Annotated in this window: 15 protein-coding genes; 5 read left to right on the forward strand and 10 right to left on the reverse strand. The window is 68.2% G+C overall.

All coding sequences use genetic code 11. The features are described 5' to 3' along the window. Window positions 1–103: 103 nt before the first annotated feature. Window positions 104–1,912, forward strand: a complete 1,809-nt coding sequence (locus HJG44_RS18865) for a PHA/PHB synthase family protein (RefSeq protein WP_430395077.1) — start codon at window positions 104–106, stop codon at window positions 1,910–1,912. Between the two features lie 93 nt (window positions 1,913–2,005). Further along, window positions 2,006–3,259 carry an MFS transporter gene (locus tag HJG44_RS18870; protein WP_171219862.1) on the forward strand — a complete coding sequence of 418 codons (1,254 nt, stop codon included), beginning with the start codon at window positions 2,006–2,008 and terminating at the stop codon, window positions 3,257–3,259. 2 nt (window positions 3,260–3,261) lie between these two features. Here HJG44_RS18870 and HJG44_RS18875 read toward each other — a convergent pair whose 3' ends face one another. Both HJG44_RS18875 and HJG44_RS18880 read right to left on the reverse strand, forming a co-directional pair. Beyond that, window positions 3,262–4,428: an acetyl-CoA acetyltransferase gene (locus HJG44_RS18875; RefSeq protein WP_171219863.1), complete on the reverse strand. Its 1,167-nt coding sequence runs from the start codon at window positions 4,426–4,428 to the stop codon at window positions 3,262–3,264. Between the two features lie 57 nt (window positions 4,429–4,485). Beyond that, entirely contained in the window at window positions 4,486–5,394 is a 909-nt protein-coding gene (locus HJG44_RS18880; protein WP_171219864.1) for a DMT family transporter, read from the reverse strand. A gap of 170 nt (window positions 5,395–5,564) precedes the next feature. Here HJG44_RS18880 and HJG44_RS18885 point away from each other — a divergent pair, with 170 nt between their 5' ends. Together HJG44_RS18885 and HJG44_RS18890 are read left to right on the forward strand one after the other, a co-directional pair. Continuing rightward, entirely contained in the window at window positions 5,565–7,100 is a 1,536-nt protein-coding gene (locus HJG44_RS18885) for a D-alanyl-D-alanine carboxypeptidase family protein (protein WP_171219865.1), read from the forward strand. Between the two features lie 40 nt (window positions 7,101–7,140). After that, window positions 7,141–8,295, forward strand: a complete 1,155-nt coding sequence (locus HJG44_RS18890; protein ID WP_171219866.1) for a CobW family GTP-binding protein — start codon at window positions 7,141–7,143, stop codon at window positions 8,293–8,295. A 22-nt stretch (window positions 8,296–8,317) separates the two neighbouring features. Here the strand turns inward: HJG44_RS18890 and lpdA are convergent, their stop codons facing one another. The 8 genes from lpdA to mdh all read right to left on the reverse strand — a co-directional run bounded on the left by lpdA (window position 8,318) and on the right by mdh (window position 18,306). After that, window positions 8,318–9,721, reverse strand: a complete 1,404-nt coding sequence (gene lpdA / locus HJG44_RS18895; RefSeq protein WP_171219867.1) for a dihydrolipoyl dehydrogenase — start codon at window positions 9,719–9,721, stop codon at window positions 8,318–8,320. Window positions 9,722–9,738: 17 nt separating this feature from the next. Then, a complete protein-coding gene (locus tag HJG44_RS18900) occupies window positions 9,739–10,008 on the reverse strand; it encodes a DUF2442 domain-containing protein (protein WP_346767205.1) in 270 nt (89 codons plus the stop codon). A 41-nt stretch (window positions 10,009–10,049) separates the two neighbouring features. After that, the gene (locus HJG44_RS24475; protein WP_171219869.1) at window positions 10,050–10,304 is read right to left on the reverse strand and encodes a DUF4160 domain-containing protein; all 255 of its coding nucleotides are present in this window, start codon (window positions 10,302–10,304) and stop codon (window positions 10,050–10,052) included. Window positions 10,305–10,540: 236 nt separating this feature from the next. Further along, window positions 10,541–11,800, reverse strand: a complete 1,260-nt coding sequence (gene odhB / locus HJG44_RS18910) for a 2-oxoglutarate dehydrogenase complex dihydrolipoyllysine-residue succinyltransferase (RefSeq protein WP_171219870.1) — start codon at window positions 11,798–11,800, stop codon at window positions 10,541–10,543. 211 nt (window positions 11,801–12,011) lie between these two features. Then, window positions 12,012–14,951, reverse strand: a complete 2,940-nt coding sequence (locus tag HJG44_RS18915) for a 2-oxoglutarate dehydrogenase E1 component (RefSeq protein ID WP_171219871.1) — start codon at window positions 14,949–14,951, stop codon at window positions 12,012–12,014. Between the two features lie 168 nt (window positions 14,952–15,119). After that, a complete protein-coding gene (gene sucD, locus HJG44_RS18920; RefSeq protein WP_171219872.1) occupies window positions 15,120–16,004 on the reverse strand; it encodes a succinate--CoA ligase subunit alpha in 885 nt (294 codons plus the stop codon). An 11-nt stretch (window positions 16,005–16,015) separates the two neighbouring features. Next, complete coding sequence (gene sucC, locus HJG44_RS18925) at window positions 16,016–17,215, reverse strand: ADP-forming succinate--CoA ligase subunit beta (protein WP_171219873.1); 1,200 nt, start codon at window positions 17,213–17,215, stop codon at window positions 16,016–16,018. A 125-nt stretch (window positions 17,216–17,340) separates the two neighbouring features. Continuing rightward, window positions 17,341–18,306, reverse strand: a complete 966-nt coding sequence (gene mdh, locus HJG44_RS18930; protein ID WP_171219874.1) for a malate dehydrogenase — start codon at window positions 18,304–18,306, stop codon at window positions 17,341–17,343. A 317-nt stretch (window positions 18,307–18,623) separates the two neighbouring features. Here mdh and HJG44_RS18935 point away from each other — a divergent pair, with 317 nt between their 5' ends. Beyond that, entirely contained in the window at window positions 18,624–18,893 is a 270-nt protein-coding gene (locus HJG44_RS18935) for a hypothetical protein (protein WP_171219875.1), read from the forward strand. Window position 18,894 lies beyond the last annotated feature (1 nt).

The following is an 18,894-nucleotide window of genomic DNA, read 5'->3' on the forward strand; positions in this document are numbered from 1 at the left end:
GCTGGCTGAGCGGCGTTGTCTGCGGGATCGAAGATTGCCGCCGGTTGAGTTAACATGGCGGAAACAATGCCTGCCGGACAAGCGGGGCGGGCCGGAGGAAGCGATGTCTGAGAGCGAAGGGCCACGCCTGCCCGAGCCCCAGCTGCCCGATTTCGGCGCGCTGTCGGAGAACATGACGCGCTTCGTCGAGCAGGCGAGCCGGGCGACCGCAGCCTATCTGAAGCCGGTGGAGGAGGGCGCGGCGAGGCCCGGGCTCGCGGACGGCGTCGGCGAGGTGGTCAAGACGCTGGGAGAGGTCGCCGAGAAGTGGATGGTGGACCCGCAGAAGGCCGTGGAGGCGCAGGCGCGGCTCGGCACCCAGTTCCTCGATCTCTGGTCGACCACGCTGAAGCGGATGCAGGGCGAGGAAGCGGCGCCCGTGATCGCGCCCGCCCCCCAGGACAAGCGCTTCCAGGATCCCGAATGGTCGAAGAACGCCGTCTTCGACTTCATCAAGCAGGCCTATCTCGTCACCTCGCAATGGGCCGAGGCGATGGTCGACGAGGCCGACGGGCTGGACGAGCATACCCGCGCCAAGGCGCGCTTCTACGTCAAGCAGCTCTCCTCGGCGCTCTCGCCCTCCAACTTCATCGCCACCAATCCCGAGCTCATCCGCGAGACCCTCAAGGAGAGCGGGGCGAACCTCGTGCGCGGCATGCAGATGCTGGCGGAGGATGTCGAGGCCGGCGGCGGCGAGCTGAAGCTGCGGCAATCCGACCCGACGAAGTTCAAGGTCGGCGTGAACCTCGCGGTCACGCCCGGCAAGGTGATCTACCGCAACGACCTGATCGAGCTCATCCAGTACGCGCCCACCACGGACACGGTGCTGCGGCGCCCGCTCCTGATCGTCCCGCCCTGGATCAACAAATACTACATCCTGGACCTGAACCCGGAGAAGAGCTTCATCCGGTGGGCGGTGGACCAGGGGCTCACGGTCTTCTGCATCTCCTGGGTCAATCCCGACGAGCGCCAGGCCGACAAGGGCTTCGGCGACTACATGCGGGAGGGGGTGTTCGCGGCTTTGGACGCCATCGAGCAGGCGACGGGCGAGCGGAACGTCACGGCGATCGGCTATTGCGTCGGCGGAACCCTGCTGGCCGTCGCGCTCGCCTATATGGCCGCGACCGGCGACAGGCGGATCGAGAGCGCGACCTTCTTCACCACGCAGATCGACTTCACCCATGCGGGCGACCTGAAGGTCTTCGTCGACGAAGGGCAGATCCAGGCCGTCGAGGCGATGATGAAGGCGCGCGGCTATCTCGAAGGCTCGCGAATGGCGACCGCCTTCAACATGCTGCGGCCGAACGACCTGATCTGGCCCTACGTGGTCAATGTCTACCTGAAGGGAAAGGCGCCCTTCCCCTTCGACCTGCTCTACTGGAACTCCGACTCGACCCGGATGCCGGCCGCGAACCACTCGTTCTACCTGCGCAACTGCTATCTCGAGAACAAGCTCGCCAAGGGCGAGATGATCATCGACAACGTCCGCCTCGACCTGAAGAAGGTGAAGATCCCGATCTTCAACCTGGCGACGCGCGAGGACCATATCGCGCCGGCGGTGTCGGTCTTCCTGGGCTCCAAGGCGTTCGGCGGCCCGGTCGAGTTCGTGGTCGCCGGCTCCGGCCACATCGCGGGGGTCGTGAACCCGCCGGCCAAGCCGAAATACGGCTACTGGACGGGCCCGATCGAAGGGAAGAAGGCCTATGAGGATTGGCTCGGCGCCGCCGAGAAGCACGAGGGCTCCTGGTGGCCCTACTGGTTCCAGTGGGTGGAGCGGCAGGCGCCCGAGCGCGTGCCCCCGCACCAGCCCGGGGAAGGCCATCTGCCGGCGCTCTGCGACGCCCCCGGCACCTATGTCCTCATGAAGGCCTGAGCCGACAGGGCGGGACAGGTCTGCCCGCAGCCGGGTCGCGCAGGCGCTCCGCCTCTGCTACCCCGTCCCGAACAAGACGGTTCGGGAGGAAGCATGGCGGGGTCTCAGGCGCCGGCGGCTGCGGTCGAGCGCGGGCCGGACGGGCGTGCCTCCTGGCTGCGCCTCCTCGTCGCCCTGACGCTCTCCACGCTCGGCGGGGTGGGGCTGTGGTCGGTCGTGGTGGCGCTGCCCGCCGTCCAGGCCGAGTTCGGCACGGCGCGCGGGGCCGCCTCCCTGCCCTACGTGCTGGCGATGATCGGCTTCGGCTTCGGCGCGATCGCGATGGGCCGGCTGGCGGACCGGGCCGGTATCGTCGTTCCGCTCGCGATCGGGTGGGTCCTCCTATGCGCCGGCTACCTGGCGGCCGGGCTCGCCCCGAACCTCCTCGCCTACGCGCTGGCTCATGCCCTGATCGGGGTCGGCTCGTCGGCGAGTTTCGCGCCCCTTCTTGCCGACATCTCCCTGTGGTTCGTGCGGCGCCGCGGCATCGCGGTCGCGATCTGCGCATCCGGCAACTACCTGGCCGGCGCGATCTGGCCGCCGCTCGTCCAGTTGGGCGTCGCGGAGTTCGGCTGGCGGCCGGCACATTTGGCCGTGGGGGCGATCTGCCTCGTCACGATGCCCGCGCTCATCCTGGCGCTCCGGCCGAAGCCCCGCTTCTCGGCCGCCGCGACGGCGGCCGCCCGGCCCGGCTTCGTGCCGACCCGGCTTCCCATCGGACCGGGAACCCTGCAGCTCCTTCTCATCGTGGCAGGCATCGCCTGCTGCGTGGCGATGGCGATGCCGCAGGTGCATATCGTGGCCTATTGCGGCGACCTCGGCTACGGACCCGCCCGCGGTGCCGAGATGCTGACCCTGATGCTCGGCTTCGGGATCGTGTCGCGGGTGGCCTCCGGCTTCGTGGCCGACCGGCTCGGCGGGCTTGCGACCCTGCTCGTGGGCTCGACGCTCCAGGCGCTGGCGCTTCTGCTCTATGCCTTCTTCGACGGGCTGGCGTCGCTCTACGTGATCTCGATCCTGTTCGGCCTCTTCCAGGGCGGGATCGTTCCGAGCTACGCGATCATCGTGCGGGAATACTTCCCGGCCAACGAAGCCGCGTCCCGGGTCGCGATCTGCATCACGGCCACGATCGTCGGAATGGCCCTCGGCGGCTGGCTGTCCGGCGTGATCTTCGACCTGACGGGATCGTATCACGCCGCCTTCCTGCACGGGCTCGCCTGGAACCTCCTCAATGTGGGGATCGCGGCCTATCTGCTGGCCAGCCGGAGCCGCCGCGAACCCTCCGCGACGGCGCCCGTTCCCGCCTGAGCCTACCGGACCCGCTCGAGGATCGAGACGTAGTTCGCGACCGCGGCGCCGCCCATGTTGAAGATCCCGGCGAGCTTCGCGTCCGGCACCTGGATGCCCTCGGCCTCGCCGCAGAGCTGCATGGCCGAAAGCGCGTGCATGGACACCCCCGTCGCGCCGATCGGGTGACCCTTGGCCTTCAGGCCGCCGGACGGGTTCACGGGCAGCCTGCCGTCCTTCTCGGTCCAGCCCTCCTTGACCGCCCGGGCGCCCTGCCCCTCCGGCGTCAGGCCCATCGCCTCGTATTCGATGAGCTCGGCGATGGTGAAGCAGTCATGCGTCTCGACGAAGGAGAGGTCGTCCAGCGCGATGCCGCCGGCGGCGAGCGCCCGCTTCCAGGCCTCCGCGCAGCCCTCGAACTTCAGGATGTCCCGCTTGGACATGGGGAGGAAGTCCTGCGCATGCGCCGTGGCCCGGAACGCCACCGCACGCCGCATCGACTCGGCCGTCTCCCCATCCGCGATGACGAGCGCCGCCGCCCCGTCGGAGACGAGCGAGCAGTCGGTCCGCTTCAGCGGGCCGGCCACGAAGGGATTCTTGTCCGACTCGGCCCGGCAGAACTCGAAGCCGAGATCCTTGCGCATCTGCGCATAGGGATTCTGGACGCCGTTGCGGTGGTTCTTCGCCGCGATCAGCGCAAGCGCGTCCGACTGGTCGCCGTGGCGCTGGAAATAGGAGGCCGCGATCTTCCCGAACACGCCGGCGAAGCCGGCCGGAGTGTCGCCGTCCTCGGCGAGGTAGGACGCGCGCAGGAGGTTCTTCCCGATCTCGGCCGGCGGGGTGCGGGTCATCTGCTCGACGCCGACCACGAGCACGACGCGGGCGCGCTTCGCCTCGATCGTCTTCAGCGCCTGGTGAACCGCGGCCGAGCCGGTCGCGCAGGCGTTCTCCACGCGGGTCGCCGGCTTGAAGCGGAACGCGTCCGAGGCCTGGAAGACGAGCGAGGCGGTGAAATCCTGCGGGGAGAAGCCGGCGTTGAAATGGCCGAGGAAGACCTCGTCCACATCCTCGGGGCCGATCCCGGCATGGTCGAGCGCCTCGTTCGTCACGCGGACGACCAGGCTTTCGACCGTCTCGGCATCGTGCTTCCCGAACGGGGTATGGGCCCAACCGACGATCGCGGGCTGCATGGTCTCTCCTCCGGCTAGTTAGGCGCATATGCGCCCATTCGGGCTTCCGTTCAAGCGTCAATGGGCGGTCAGCAGGATCCCTAGCACGCCGAGCACGATGAGCCCCATCCCGGCGAACTCCCGCGGGGTCGCGCTCTGGGCGAAGACGCGCCGCGACACCGCCTGCGCCATGAGCACCTCGACGAGCGCGAGGGTGCGGACATTGGCCGCCGCGGTCAGGGCGAAGCCGATGAACCAGAACTGCGACGCCGCGGCACCGACGAAGCCCGCCCCGACCGACGAGCGCCACTCGCGCAAGCTGCCGAGAAGCGCGGGCCGATCGAACAGGAGGAGCCAGAGAGCCAGAATCGCGGTCTGGAGGAAGAGGCTCCAGGCCAGGGCCGTCGTGGCGCGGAGGAAGGCCGAACCGGATTCGAGGTTCAGGATCGCGCCCCGAAAGCCGACGGCCGAGAGGGCGAAGAGCGCGCCGGCCGCGACGCCGAGCGCGACGGGCAGGATGCCGCCCGTCCTGATGTCGCCCGCGGTGCGGGGCGACCAGGTGACCAGGATGACGCCCGCGGTGGCGAGCACGATCGCCGCGATGGCGACGGGCGGGAGCCGGTCGCCGAGAAAGACGAGACCGAAGACCGCGATCTGGACCGCCTCCGTCTTGATGAGCGCCGTCACCACCGAGAACGAGCGCTGCCGCATCGCGGCGAGCATCAGGCCGGTCGCCAGGATCTGCGCGAGGGCGCCGAGCAGGATGAAGGCCGCGAAGCCGGGCCCGGGACGGGGCAGGGGCTCGCCCGTGAAGCCCAGCATGAGGAGGAGGAAGAGGAGCGAGAAGGGGAAGCCGTAGAGGAAACGGACCTGCGTCGCGCCGACCGTGCCGATCTTCTCGGTCAGCCGGCGCTGCATCGTGTTGCGGGCGACCTGGCCGGCCGAGGCGATCAGGGTCGCCGGAACCCAGAGGAGGGACATGTCCATGCGGGGGAGCCCGAGGGTTGCGTACAGGCGCTACGATGCCTTGCTGTCGCCACCTATGCGGCCATAAGGTTCGCGTTCCAAGCGAACCCGCCCCGCCCGCCCGGGCCGGGCACCCATCGGACAGACGCCCTTCAAAAATGCCGGGCCAGACCCCGCACGGAGACAACCGTATGGCGCGCCGAGCCGTCCTCCTCCTCGCCGCAGCGCTCGCCCTGTTCGGCGCGAGCGCGGCCGAGGCGGGCACTCCCGCCCTGGTCGTGGACGCTGCCTCGGGCAGGGTCCTCTATGCCGACCGGGCGACCGATCCCTGGTACCCGGCCTCGGTGACCAAGCTGATGACGGCCTATGTCGCACTCGATCTCGTGCGCCAGGGCAAATTCTCGATGAACTCGCTCCTCACGATGTCGCCCGAGGCGACGAGGGAGCCGCCCTCCAAGATGGGCTTCAAGCCGGGAACGCAGCTCACGCTGGAGAACGCGCTCAGGATCATCATGGTGAAGTCGGCCAACGACGTCTCGATGATGATCGGCGAGAACCTCGCCGGCTCGGTCGAGAACTATGCCGCCCTCATGAACGAGGCCTCCCGCCGGCTCGGCATGCGCGAGAGCCGCTGGTACAACCAGAACGGCCTCCCGGACGAGCGGCAGCAGACCTCGGCGCGCGACATGGCGATCCTGGCCCGCGCGCTGATCCACGAATTCCCGGAGCACGAGGACCTGTTCCGGATCGGCGCGCTCAAGCTCGGACGCAAGATCATCCGCAACCACAACGGCATGCTCGGCCGCTATCCCGGCGCCGACGGGATGAAGACCGGCTTCATCTGCATGGGCGGCTTCAACATCGTGGCCACCGCGACCCAGAACGGGCGCCGCCTGATCGCGGTCGTGATGGGCTATCCGTCCGCGCGCGAGCGCGACCTGCGCGCCGCGGATCTCTTCGATCACGGCTTCGCGTCCTCGGGCTGGGCGATGCAGACGGTCGATCAGCTTCCGCCCTCGCCTCTGATGTCCCCGCCGAACATGCGGTCCGTGATCTGCGGTCCGAACAAGCGCCAGCCGCAGGAGGATGACGAGACCGCCGTCGTCGCGGCGGCCCCGGGCGGCAATGCCGACAACCCGATCGCCTCGCTGTTCTCGCCGAGCACCTTCTCTGTCGCCTCCGCGGGTGCGGCGAGGTCCCTGGGCGGGCGCACCTCGCTCGGCCCGCGCGTCGAGTTCGAGCCCGTGCCGATCTGGCTCGGCGCCACGCCGGGCACCGTCGCGGACGAGGACGGAAAGACCAAGGCCAAGCCCGTCGCGATCGCCGCAAAGCCCGTGCAGTCGAAGCGTGTGCGCGGCCGCAACCTCGAGCCGGTCGCGGCCGCCGCCTCGCTGACGCCGCCGGTCGCCGGAACCAATCCGGGCGAAGGCGCCGCGGTCACCACCCTCCGCAGCGGCCCGAGTCCGGCATCCCGCTCGGCGCTCTCGGGCAACCTGCAGGCCAAGCCCGCAGCGGACGCGAAGCCGAAGCTCGGGGCGGTCGGGGCCGGGGCGAAGGCCAAGCCCGGCCACGGCCAGATCAGGGCCAAGCCGGCCCTGCCGGCCGCCGCGCTCGACGGCGTCGAGCTCAGGAGGGACGCGAAGGCCAAGCCTCGGCCGGTGGCGAAGCCCGCCCGCCGGCCGGAAACGGCCGCGAGCGCATCGGAGAAGCGGGCTGCCGCGCAATAGCGCGATGGCCTGACGCGGCCGGCCGTCCTAGATAGGGGGCATGCAGCCCGAAGCGCGCCCGGCCCCCATCCCGCTCACGGTGCTCACCGGCTATCTCGGGGCCGGCAAGACCACCCTGCTCAACCGCCTGCTCCGCGACCCGGCGCTCGCGGACACGGTGGTGATCGTCAACGAGTTCGGGGAGGTCGGGCTCGACCACCTGCTCGTGGAGAAGGTGGAGGACGGGCTGGTCCTCCTCTCCGCCGGATGCCTATGCTGCACCGTCCGCGGCGACCTCGTCCAGACGCTCGAGGACCTCCTGCGCAAGCGCGACAACGGCCGCATCGCCCCGTTCCGCCGCGTGGTCATCGAGACGACGGGCCTCGCCGATCCGGCACCCGTGCTCGGGGCGGTGCTCTACCACCCCTATCTGTCGCGGCGCTACGCGCTTGGCGCCGTGGTGACGGTCGTGGATGCGCTGCTCGGAGACGGCACGCTCGCCGCGCGGCCCGAGGCGCTCCGCCAGGCCGCGGTGGCGGACCGGATCGTGCTGACGAAGACGGACCTGGTCCAGGATCGGGCACAGCTCGACGGCTTGCGGGCGCGGCTGCGCGCCCTGAACCCCGCGGCCGAGATCGTGACCGCGGTTCACGGCGAGGCGGATGCCCGGACGGTGATCGGCGACGGCGTCTTCGACCCGGAAGGGAAGATCGCCGACGTCCGCAGCTGGCTGCGAGCGGAAGAGGTCGAGGCCGGACGTCCCGGCAACCACCATCATCACCATCACGGACACGGTCACCACCACCACGACCACCATGGCGACGCGAGCCGGCACGACGAGCATATCCGCTCCTTCGTGCTCACGGCCGAGAAGCCGGTCGGGCAGAGCGCCCTCGACATGTTCCTCGACCTCGTCCGGTCGAGCTTCGGGCCGCGCATCCTGCGGCTGAAGGGGCTGGTGGACGTCGCCGAGAGCCCCGGCAAGCCCATCCTCATCCAGGGCGTTCAGCACGTCCTGCACGTGGCCGGCCTGCTGCCCGCCTGGCCGGACGGGGACCGGCGCACCCGCCTCGTCCTGATCGTGGACGACGTGCCGGAGCACGCCATCCGGCGCCTGTGGGACGCCTTCACCGGACAGCCTGCTGTCGACGCGCCCGACGCGGCCGCCATCGCCGACAACCCGCTCGCGCCGGCGACGATGCGGCGGATCGGCTGAAGCTGCCCGCCCGCCGCAGCCCTCACATATGGATCGGGCGCTTGTCGACCGCGAGCGCCGCTTCCTTCACGGCCTCGTTCAGGGTCGGGTGGGCGTGGCAGGTCCGGGCGATGTCTTCCGACGAGGCGCCGAACTCCATCGCGACCGCAGCCTCCGCGATCATGGTCCCGGCATCCGCCCCGAGGATATGAACCCCGAGCACGCGATCCGTTCCGGCATCCGCCAGGATCTTCACGAATCCGTCGGTGGTGCGGTTCACCTTGGCGCGGCCATTGGCCGTGAAGGGAAACTTGCCGACATTGTAGCCGATGCCGGCCGCCTTCAGCTCGGCCTCGGTCTTGCCCACGGAAGCGATCTCCGGGAAGGTGTAGACCACGCTCGGGATCACGTCGTAGTTCACGTGGCCCGCCTTGCCGGCGATGATCTCGGCAACCGCCATGCCCTCGTCCTCGGCCTTGTGGGCGAGCATCGGGCCCGCGATGACGTCCCCGATCGCGTAGATGCCGGTGACGTTGGTCGAGAAATGGGCGTCGACCTCGACCCGGCCCTTCGGGTCGGTCCGGACGCCTGCATGCTCCAGTCCGAGACCTTCGGTGTAGGGTACACGGCCAGTCGCGACGAGGACGATGTCCGCGTCCAGCACCTCGGGCGTGCCCTCGCCCTGCGCCGGCTCGACCGTGACCTTCGCGCCGCCGCCGGAGGTCTCGACCTTCGTCACCTTGGAGGCGAGCCTGAAGGCGAAGCCCTGCTTGCCGAGGATGCGCTGGAACTGCTTGGCGACCTCGTCGTCCATGCCGGGCAGGATGCGGTCGAGGAACTCGACGACGGTCACCTCGGCGCCGAGCCGGCGCCAGACCGAGCCGAGCTCGAGCCCGATCACGCCCGCGCCCACCACGACCAGCCGCTTCGGCACGCTCGCGAGCTCGAGCGCCCCCGTTGACGACACGACGACCTTCTCGTCGATCTCGATCCCGCGCAGCGGCGCCACCTCGGAACCCGTCGCGATGACGATGTTCTTGGTCTCGATGAGCTGGTTCGAGCCGTCCTCGGCCGTGATCTCGACCTGGCCCGGCGCCTTGATGCAGCCCCGGCCGTGGAAGGTGTCGATCTTGTTCTTCTTCAGGAGGAACTCGACGCCCTTCACGTTCCCGGAGACGCCCTCGTCCTTGAAGGCCATCATCTTCGCAAGGTCGAGCTTCGGGGCCGGGACCTCGATCCCGAGATCGGAGAAATGGTCGCGCGCCTCCGCGAAGAGCTCGGAGGCATGCAGCAGCGCCTTCGACGGGATGCAGCCGACATTCAGGCAGGTGCCGCCATGCGTCGCCCGCTTCTCCACCACGGCGGTCTTGAGGCCGAGCTGCGCCGCCCGGATGGCGCACACATACCCGCCGGGGCCGGTGCCGATGACGACGAGATCGTAGGACATCACTTTCCTTGTTCAGCTCATTCGGCCGCGGTGCGCCGAGCCTTGTAGCGCGCGGCTAGTTCCTCAACGAGATCGGTCTCGATCTTTATGCGCGCCGCATCCGGACAGAAGTCGATCTCCTCCCCGAGCACGTCGAGGTTCCAGCCGAATGTGTGGCCATGCGACCCCACAGAGACGGTTCTGAAGAAGGTTTCGTTCTTCAGAGGAGCATAAATTGGCCCTTGAGCAATGGCTTCCGACAGATCGTATTCCCCACTGAGCCCGTCATCGAAGGTGATGCGTAGCACGGGATATCGAACAACCTCGACGGCAGCGATCCGATGCGGCCTCATTCCGAAAACCCTCCCGGATTCCGCTTGGCCCTGATCTCCGCCCACATATAGGCGACCTGCTCACGATTGGCAGCCAACCACTCCTGCACGGCCCTCGTCTTTGCCCGCGGCAGCGAGCCATGCAGGACCTCCCCCGTGGCGATCGAGACCTGTGCCTCCGACCCAGCGAAGACGGCGTGGAGATGAGGGGGCAAATGGTCGTTAAGATGGATCATAATCCGAACGCCGTCGATGACCGCAATCGTCGGCATCAGGCTACCAGAACCTCAGAGATCAGGTGCCAAGCGTCACGACGAGGCGCTTCAAGTCTCGCCACCCCTGGATGCGAGTTGAGGACGTCCCGGCACGGTTCAGCGCCAAGATGTCGTACCCGGGCTGATTGGCTTGTGCACGACAGGCCTGAATGCCGCCAATCAGGAGACGACCGATCACCAGGTGCTCCGCGCCTGCCGCCTCAAGCGCTGTCTCCAGTCGAGCCAAGGGCCGATCAGAGATCGAGGACGAGCCGCGCCGGATCCTCCAGGGCCTCCTTGATGCGCACCAGGAAGGTCACGGCCTCCTTCCCGTCGACGATCCGGTGGTCGTAGGACAGGGCGAGATACATCATCGGCCGGGCCACGATCTGGCCGCCGCGGATGACGGGCCGCTCCTCGATCCGATGCATGCCGAGGATGCCGGATTGCGGGGCGTTCAGGATCGGGGTCGACATGAGCGAGCCGTAAATCCCGCCATTGGTGATCGTGAAGGTGCCGCCCTGCATCTCCTCGATCTTGAGCTGGCCATCGCGCGCCTTCTTGCCGAATCCCGCAATGGCCTTCTCGATCTCGGCAATCGAGAGCTGGTCGGCATCGCGCACCACGGGCACGACGAGGCCCTTGTCCGTCCCGACCGCGATGCCGATGTGGTAGTAGTTCTTGTAGATGATGTCCTGGCCGTCGATCTCGGCATTGACGGCCGGCAATTCCTTCAGAGCCTGCACGACGGCCTTGGTGAAGAAGCCCATGAAGCCGAGCTTCACACCGTGCTTCTTCTCGAACACGTCCTTGTATTGCGAGCGGAGCTTCATCACGGCGCCCATGTCGACGTCGTTGAACGTCGTGAGCATCGCCGCGATGTTCTGGGCGTCCTTCAGCCGGCGCGCGATGGTCTGGCGGAGCTTGGTCATGCGGACGCGCTCCTCGCGGGAGGCATCGTCCGGCGCGGAGGGGGCCCGGAGCTGTACGGGCGCGGGCGCTTGCGCCGCGACCCCGACCGGTCCGCCCTGGAGCGCCGCCAGCATGTCGCCCTTCGTCACCCGGCCGTCCTTGCCGGTGACGGCGACATTCGCCGGATCGAGCCCGGTCTCGGCCGCGATGCGGCCGACGGCCGGGCCGTTCGGCGAGGAGACGGGGGATTTCGCGGGCTGCTGGGCCGGGGCGGAGGCTGGCTTGGGCGCATCCTGCTTCGGCGCCCCCGCCGGCGTCCTGGCCTCCGCGGGCTTTGCGGCCGGTGCGGCGCCCGCGGCTGCCCCGCCCTCGACGATGGAGCCCAGGACCGCGCCCGGCCCCACGGTCTCGCCGTCCTTGGCGACGATGTCGCCGAGCGTGCCGGAGGCCGGCGCGTTCACCTCGAGCGTGACCTTGTCCGTCTCGAGTTCGACCAGGGGCTCATCCGCCTTCACGGGATCGCCTGGCTTCTTGAACCAGCGGCCGATCGTGGCCTCGGTCACGGACTCGCCCAGCGTCGGGACTGTGATGTCGGTTGGCATGTCGTTGCGCCGGAAGCGGCGTCCTTCTCGAGGCGGCCGCGGAGCGGCCGGGTTGGATTGCCCGCAGGACGGACCTGCGTCGGATGGTCGGCCCCGTATCTAGTGCGGGAGCGGCCCGCCGTCACGCGGCTTTCGCATCCGGGCGGAGCAGCCATTCGGGTGAGGAAGAAGTAAGGCGGACGCGCGGTGCGCCCGCCCCGCCCCGCCGGGCTCAGCCCGCGATGGCGTCCTCCAGGAACGCCCGCAATTGCTCCTGGTGCTTGGACATGAGGCCCGTCGCGGTGGCCGCGGAGGGGGCCCGACCGGCATAGCGCGGACGGCTCACCTTCGACTTCGCCTGGGCGAGCACCCATTCGAGATAGGGCTCGATGAAGGTCCAGGACCCCATGTTCTTGGGCTCCTCCTGGCACCAGACGACGTCCGCATTCGGGAAGCGCGAGATCTCGGCCGCCAGCGCTTTCAGCGGCACCGGGTAGAGCTGCTCGACCCGGAGAAGATAGACGTCCTCGACGCCCCGCTTCTCGAGCTCCTCCAGCAGGTCGAAATAGACCTTCCCGGTGCAGATGATCACGCGGCGGATCTTCTCGTCCGCAACGCGGGTCCCGTCGTCCCAGAGGACCCGGTGGAAGCTCGACCCCGTCGCGAGCTCGTCCAGGCGCGACACGCAGCGCTTGTGCCGCAGCAGAGACTTCGGCGTCATCAGGATAAGCGGCTTGCGGAATTCGCGCTTCAGCTGCCGGCGGAGGATGTGGAAGTAGTTCGCCGGCGTGGAGCAATAGGCGACCTGCATGTTGTCCTCGGCGCACATCTGCAGGTAGCGCTCCAGGCGTGCCGAGGAATGCTCCGGCCCCTGCCCCTCGTAGCCGTGCGGCAGGAGCATCACCAGGCCGGACATGCGCAGCCACTTGCGCTCGCCGGACGAGATGAACTGGTCGACCACGACCTGCGCCCCGTTGGCGAAGTCGCCGAACTGCGCCTCCCAGAGGACGAGCGCGTTCGGCTCCGCAAGCGAGTAGCCGTATTCGAAGCCGAGCACCGCCTCCTCCGAGAGCATCGAATTGATGACCTCGTAGCGCGACTGCCCGGTGCGGAGATGGTTGAGCGGCGTGTAGCGGTCCTCGTTCTCCTGATCGATCAGCACCGAATGGCGCTGGGAGAAGGTCCCGCGCTCCACGTCCTGCCCCGAGAGGCGCACCGGATGCCCCTCGACCAGAAGGGAGCCGAAGGCCAGCGCCTCCGCGGTCGCCCAGTCGATCCCCTCGCCCGTCTCGATCATCCTGCGGCGGTTCTCGAGGAAGCGGCCGATGGTGCGGTGGAGGTTGAAGCCCTTCGGCACCTCGCAGAGCTTCGCGCCGATCTCGCGCAGGGTGGCGGCATCGACCGCGGTCTCCCCGCGGCGCGGGTCGTCGTCATGCTCCCGGACCGCCTTGAGGCCTGCCCAGCGGCCGTCGAGCCAGTCGGCCTTGTTGGGCCTGTAGCCCTGGGCGGACTCGAACTCCGCGTCGAGCCTGGCCCGGAAGGAGGCCCGCATGCCCTCGACATCGGCTTCCGAGACGGTGCCCTCGGCCACGAGCTTCTTGGCGTAGATGTCGAGCGTCGTGGGATGCGACCGGATCATCCGGTACATCTTGGGCTGCGTGAAGGCCGGCTCGTCGCCCTCGTTGTGGCCGAAGCGCCGGTAGCAGAACATGTCGATGACGACCGGCTTGTGGAATTTCTGCCGGTACTCGGTCGCGACCTTCGCGGCGAAGACCACGGCCTCCGGGTCGTCGCCGTTCACGTGGAAGATCGGCGCCTCGACCATCTTGGCGACGTCGGACGGATAGGGGGAGGAGCGCGAGAAGCGCGGGTTCGTCGTGAAGCCGATCTGGTTGTTGATGATGAAGTGGATGGAGCCGCCGGTCCGGTGGCCCTTCAGGCCCGAGAGCCCGAGGCACTCCGCGACGACGCCCTGGCCCGCGAAGGCCGCGTCGCCATGGATCAGGAGCGGGATCACGGAGGTGCGGCTCTCCGGAGCGTCGTTGTGCTGGTCCTGCTTGGCCCGCACCTTGCCCAGCACGACCGGGTCGACGATCTCGAGATGGGAGGGATTGGCCGTCAGCGAGAGGTGGACGTTGTTGCCGTCGAAGCTCCGGTCGGAAGAGGCGCCCAGATGGTACTTCACGTCGCCCGAGCCCTCGACCTCCTCGGGAGCGTAGGATCCGCCCTTGAACTCGTGGAAGATCGCCCGGAAGGGCTTCGACATGACGTTGGAGAGGACGTTGAGGCGGCCGCGATGGGCCATGCCGATGACGATCTCCTTGGCGCCGAGCGCGCCGCCGCGCTTAATGATCTGCTCGAGGGCCGGGATCATGGCCTCGGAGCCGTCGAGCCCGAAGCGCTTGGTGCCGGTATATTTGAGGTCGAGGAACTTCTCGAAGCCTTCCGCCTCCACGAGCTTGTTCAGGATCGCGCGCTTGCCCTCGGCCGTGAAGCTGATCTCCTTGTGCGGGCCTTCGATGCGCTCCTGGATCCAGGCCTTCTCGGCCGGGTCGGAGATGTGCATGAACTCGACGCCGAGCGTCTGGCAGTAGGTCCGCTCGAGGATCGCGACGATCTCGCGGATGGTGCCGAATTCGAGCCCGAGCACGTTGTCCAGGAAGATCGGGCGGTCCCAGTCCGCTTCCGTGAAGCCGTAATGCGACGGATGCAGCTCCTCCTCCGGCCCGCGCCGCTCGAGATGGAGCGGGTCGAGGTCGGCCTTGAGGTGCCCGCGCATGCGATAGGCGCGGATCATCATGATGGCCCGGACGGAGTCGCGGGCCGCCTGGAAGACCTCTTCCGACGAGAGCGCCTTGCCCTTGGCCTCGGACCTGGTCCGGATCTTCTCGCCGACGGCGCTCTCCATCTGCGCCCAGTTGCCGTCGAGGGCGGAGACGAGCTCGCCGTTCATCGGCACGGGCCAGTTCGGCTTCTGCCAGGAGGCGCCCCGCGCGTTCTTCTCGACGAGGGCGGCGTCCTCGTTCATGCCCGAGAACAGGGCGGCCCATTCCGGATCGACCGAGCCCGGATCCTTCTCGTAGCGGGCGTAGAGCTCGTCGATATAGGCGGCGTTGCCGCCGTAGAGGAAGGCGGTCTGGAGGAGCTTCTGGTTGATTTCCTGACGAGACATGCTTTCACGCGTCCTGGCGGCCTCGGGGTCGGCCGCCGCTGGCGGGACTCACGCTCGGCGCACAGGCGTGCGGCCCGACGAGATCCCGTGGAGAGATTCCGGTCCGGACCGAGCCTTTAGCAGCACTATCTGAACCCGGCCATAATATCGGGCCGGAAAGCCGGAATTTCAGCCCCTTAGGACCTCCACCAGGGTTTTTCCGAGGCGTGCGGGCGACGGAGAGACGCGGATTCCGGCCGCCTCCATCGCCTCGATCTTGCTTTCGGCGCCCCCCTTGCCGCCCGAGATGATGGCGCCGGCATGGCCCATGCGGCGGCCGGGAGGGGCGGTGCGGCCGGCGATGAACCCGACTATCGGCTTCTTGCGGCCGCGCTTCGCCTCGTCCTTGATGAACTGCGCCGCGTCCTCCTCGGCCGAGCCGCCGATCTCGCCGATCATGACGATCGACTCCGTCTTGGGATCCGCCAGGAACATCTCCAGCATGTCGATGAACTCGGTGCCTTTCACCGGGTCGCCGCCGATGCCGACCGCCGTCGTCTGGCCGAGACCCTCGTTCGAGGTCTGGAACACGGCCTCGTAGGTGAGCGTGCCCGAGCGCGACACGATGCCGACATTGCCCGGCTTGAAGATGTTGGCCGGCATGATGCCGATCTTCGACTGGCCGGCCGTCACGATGCCCGGGCAGTTCGGCCCGATGAGGCGCGATTTCGAGCCGGAGAGCGAGCGCTTCACCTTGACCATGTCGAGGACCGGGATGCCCTCCGTGATGCAGACGATGAGCGGGATCTCGGCGTCGATGGCCTCGCAGATCGCGTCGGCGGCGCCCGGCGGCGGCACATAGACCACCGAGGCGTCGGCGCCGGTCTTCTCGCGCGCCTCCTTGACCGTGTCGAAGACCGGCAGGCCGAGATGGGTCGAGCCGCCCTTGCCCGGGCTCGTGCCGCCCACGACCTTCGTGCCGTAGGCGATCGCCTGCTCGGTGTGGAAGGTGCCGTTCTTGCCGGTGAAGCCCTGCGTGATGACGCGGGTGTTGGAGTCGATCAGGATGGACATCTGCTTTCCCCTCAGGCCGCCTTCTTGACCGCGCCGACGATCTTCTGCGCCGCGTCGTCGAGGTCGTCGGCCGGGATCACGTTCAGCCCGGACTCGCGGATGATCTGCTTGCCGAGCTCGACGTTCGTGCCCTCGAGCCGGACCACGAGCGGCACCTGGAGCCCGACCGCCTTCACGGCCGCGATCACGCCCTTGGCGATCACGTCGCATTTCATGATGCCGCCGAAGATGTTGACCAGGATGCCCTTCACCTGGGGATCGGCCGTGATGATCTTGAAGGCCGCCGTGACCTTCTCCTCGGTCGCGCCGCCGCCGACATCGAGGAAGTTCGCCGGCTCCTCGCCGTAGAGCTTGATGATGTCGAGCGTGGCCATCGCGAGGCCCGCGCCGTTGACCATGCAGCCGATCGTGCCGTCGAGCGCGATATAGGCGAGGTCGTATTTGGAGGCCTCGATCTCCTTCTCGTCCTCCTCGGTCAGGTCGCGGAGCTCGACGATGTCCCTGTGCCGGTAGAGCGCGTTCGAATCGAAGGATATCTTGGCGTCGAGCACCCGGAGGTGGCCGTCCTTCGTCACGATCAGCGGGTTGATCTCCAGCATCGACATGTCCTTGGCCAGGAACGCCGTGTAGAGCCTGGAGATGACGTCCGTCGCCTCCTTGGCGAGGTCGCCCGTGAGGCCGAGCGCCTTGGCCACGACGCGGCCGTGATGCGGCATGACCCCCGTCGCCGGATCGACCGCGAAGGTCAGGATCTTCTCCGGCGCATCGTGCGCGACCTGCTCGATATCCATGCCGCCCTCGGTCGATATGACGAAGGCGACGCGGCCCGTCTCACGGTCGACGAGGAGCGACAGGTAGAACTCGGAGGCGATATCCGAGCCCTCCTCGATATAGAGGCGGTTGACCTGCTTGCCGGCCGGGCCCGTCTGGAGCGTCACGAGGGTGTTGCCGAGCATCTGCCGGGCGAATTCCTTCACCTCCTCGACGGACTTCGCGAGCCGCACGCCGCCCTTCTCGCCGGCCGCCGCCTCCTTGAACTTGCCCTTGCCGCGTCCGCCGGCATGGATCTGGCTCTTCACGACCCAGAGCGGGCCGCCCAGCTCGCGCGCGGCGGCCTCGGCCTCGTCCGGGGAGAAGATCGCCCGCCCCTTGGAGACGGGGAGCCCGAACTCCTTCAGGACCGCCTTGCCCTGGTACTCGTGAATGTTCATCCGCCCTGCCCTCGCCTCAACCTATCCCGAAAGTCAGCCTCGGTTGGCATTATGTATACCAACGCTTGAAGCCGGCGTAAGTAGCTTGGCCGCAGACCGGCATGCGGCCGCGATATCCGCCCCCGTCAGGCCGCGAGCGACCCGTTGATGCCCTTGCAGGCTTCGACGAGACCCTGGACCGAGGCGACGGACTTGGCGAACATCTCGCGCTCCTCCTTCGACATCTCGACCTCGAGGATCCGCTCCATGCCGCCCTCGCCGATCACGACCGGCACGCCGATGAACAGGCCGCGGATGTCGTACTCGCCGTTCAGATAGGCCGCGCAGGGCAGGACGCGCTTCTGGTCCTTCAGGTAGCTCTCCGCCATCGCGATGGCGGAGGCCGCCGGGGCGTAGAAGGCGGAGCCGGTCTTCAGCAGGTTCACGATCTCGCCCCCGCCCTTGCGGGTGCGCTCGACCATGGCAGCGATGCGCTCGTGCGTCGTCCAACCCATCTTGACGAGGTCGGGCAGCGGGATCCCGGCCACGGTCGAGTAGCGCACGAGCGGGACCATGTCGTCGCCATGCCCGCCGAGCACGAAGGCGGTGACATCCTTGACAGAGACCTTGAACTCGTCGGCCAGGAAGTGGCGGAAACGGGCGGAATCCAGCACCCCCGCCATGCCGACGATCTTGTGCGTGGGCAGCCCCGAGAACTTCTGCAGCGCCCAGACCATCGCGTCGAGCGGATTGGTGATGCAGATCACGAAGGCGTTCGGGGCATATTGCTTGATGCCGTTGCCGACGGCTTCCATGACCTTGAGATTGATGCCGAGGAGGTCGTCGCGGCTCATCCCGGGCTTCCGCGGCACGCCGGCCGTGACGATGACGACGTCCGCCCCCTCGATCGCCGCGTAGTCGTTCGCGCCGACATATCGGGCATCGAAGCCGTCGACGGGCGCCGATTCCGCGATGTCCAGACCCTTGCCCTGCGGAATGCCTTCCGCGATGTCGAACAGGACGACATCGCCGAGCTCCTTCAGGCCGACGAGATGGGCGAGCGTGCCGCCGATCTGTCCGGCGCCGATGAGCGCGATCTTCTTACGAGCCATGACGGATTCCTTGGAAGGGGAGCGCGGAGCCGGAGCCCCGGCAGCGGCGCCTCTGTGACTCAGAACCACCGGGTCATCAAGCAAGGAGTGTGGGCGACGGGCGCGGCCCGGTTTCAGACGGTGCGCTCCGGACGACAGCCGGGCGTGCGGTGGATAGAACTCATCTCCGGCCCGAACACGGATCCGGGAGCAACTCAGGATGTATAGATGAAGTAACGGCCAAGCTTGATTTGTCCGGGAACGATTCGAGAGGGCGGAAATTGTCTGCAGCGACGGGCTTCCCGTTCCGGTCTCGACCCTTATCTTCGGAGCAGAGCATGAAACTCAAGATTCTGGCCGCCGCCGTCCTGCTGACCGGCCCGGCCCTGGCGCAGACCACGACCTATCCGCCGGCCACGGCGCCGAACGCCACCGCACCGACCGTCGTCAATCCCGGCGGACCGGGTGCCGTGAATTCCGGCCCCGGCGCCACCGGCAGCGTCCGGACCGAAGGCACCGGTGCCGGCACCATCTCCAACAATCCGGCGGGAGCCGGCAACGCGTCCCAGCCCGCGAAGGCCAGCTCCGTCCCGGCCGGCCAGAACTAGG

Origin of the sequence: Enterovirga aerilata (assembly GCF_013044135.1) — a bacterium.
In the GTDB taxonomy this organism is placed as follows: domain Bacteria; phylum Pseudomonadota; class Alphaproteobacteria; order Rhizobiales; family Beijerinckiaceae; genus Enterovirga; species Enterovirga aerilata.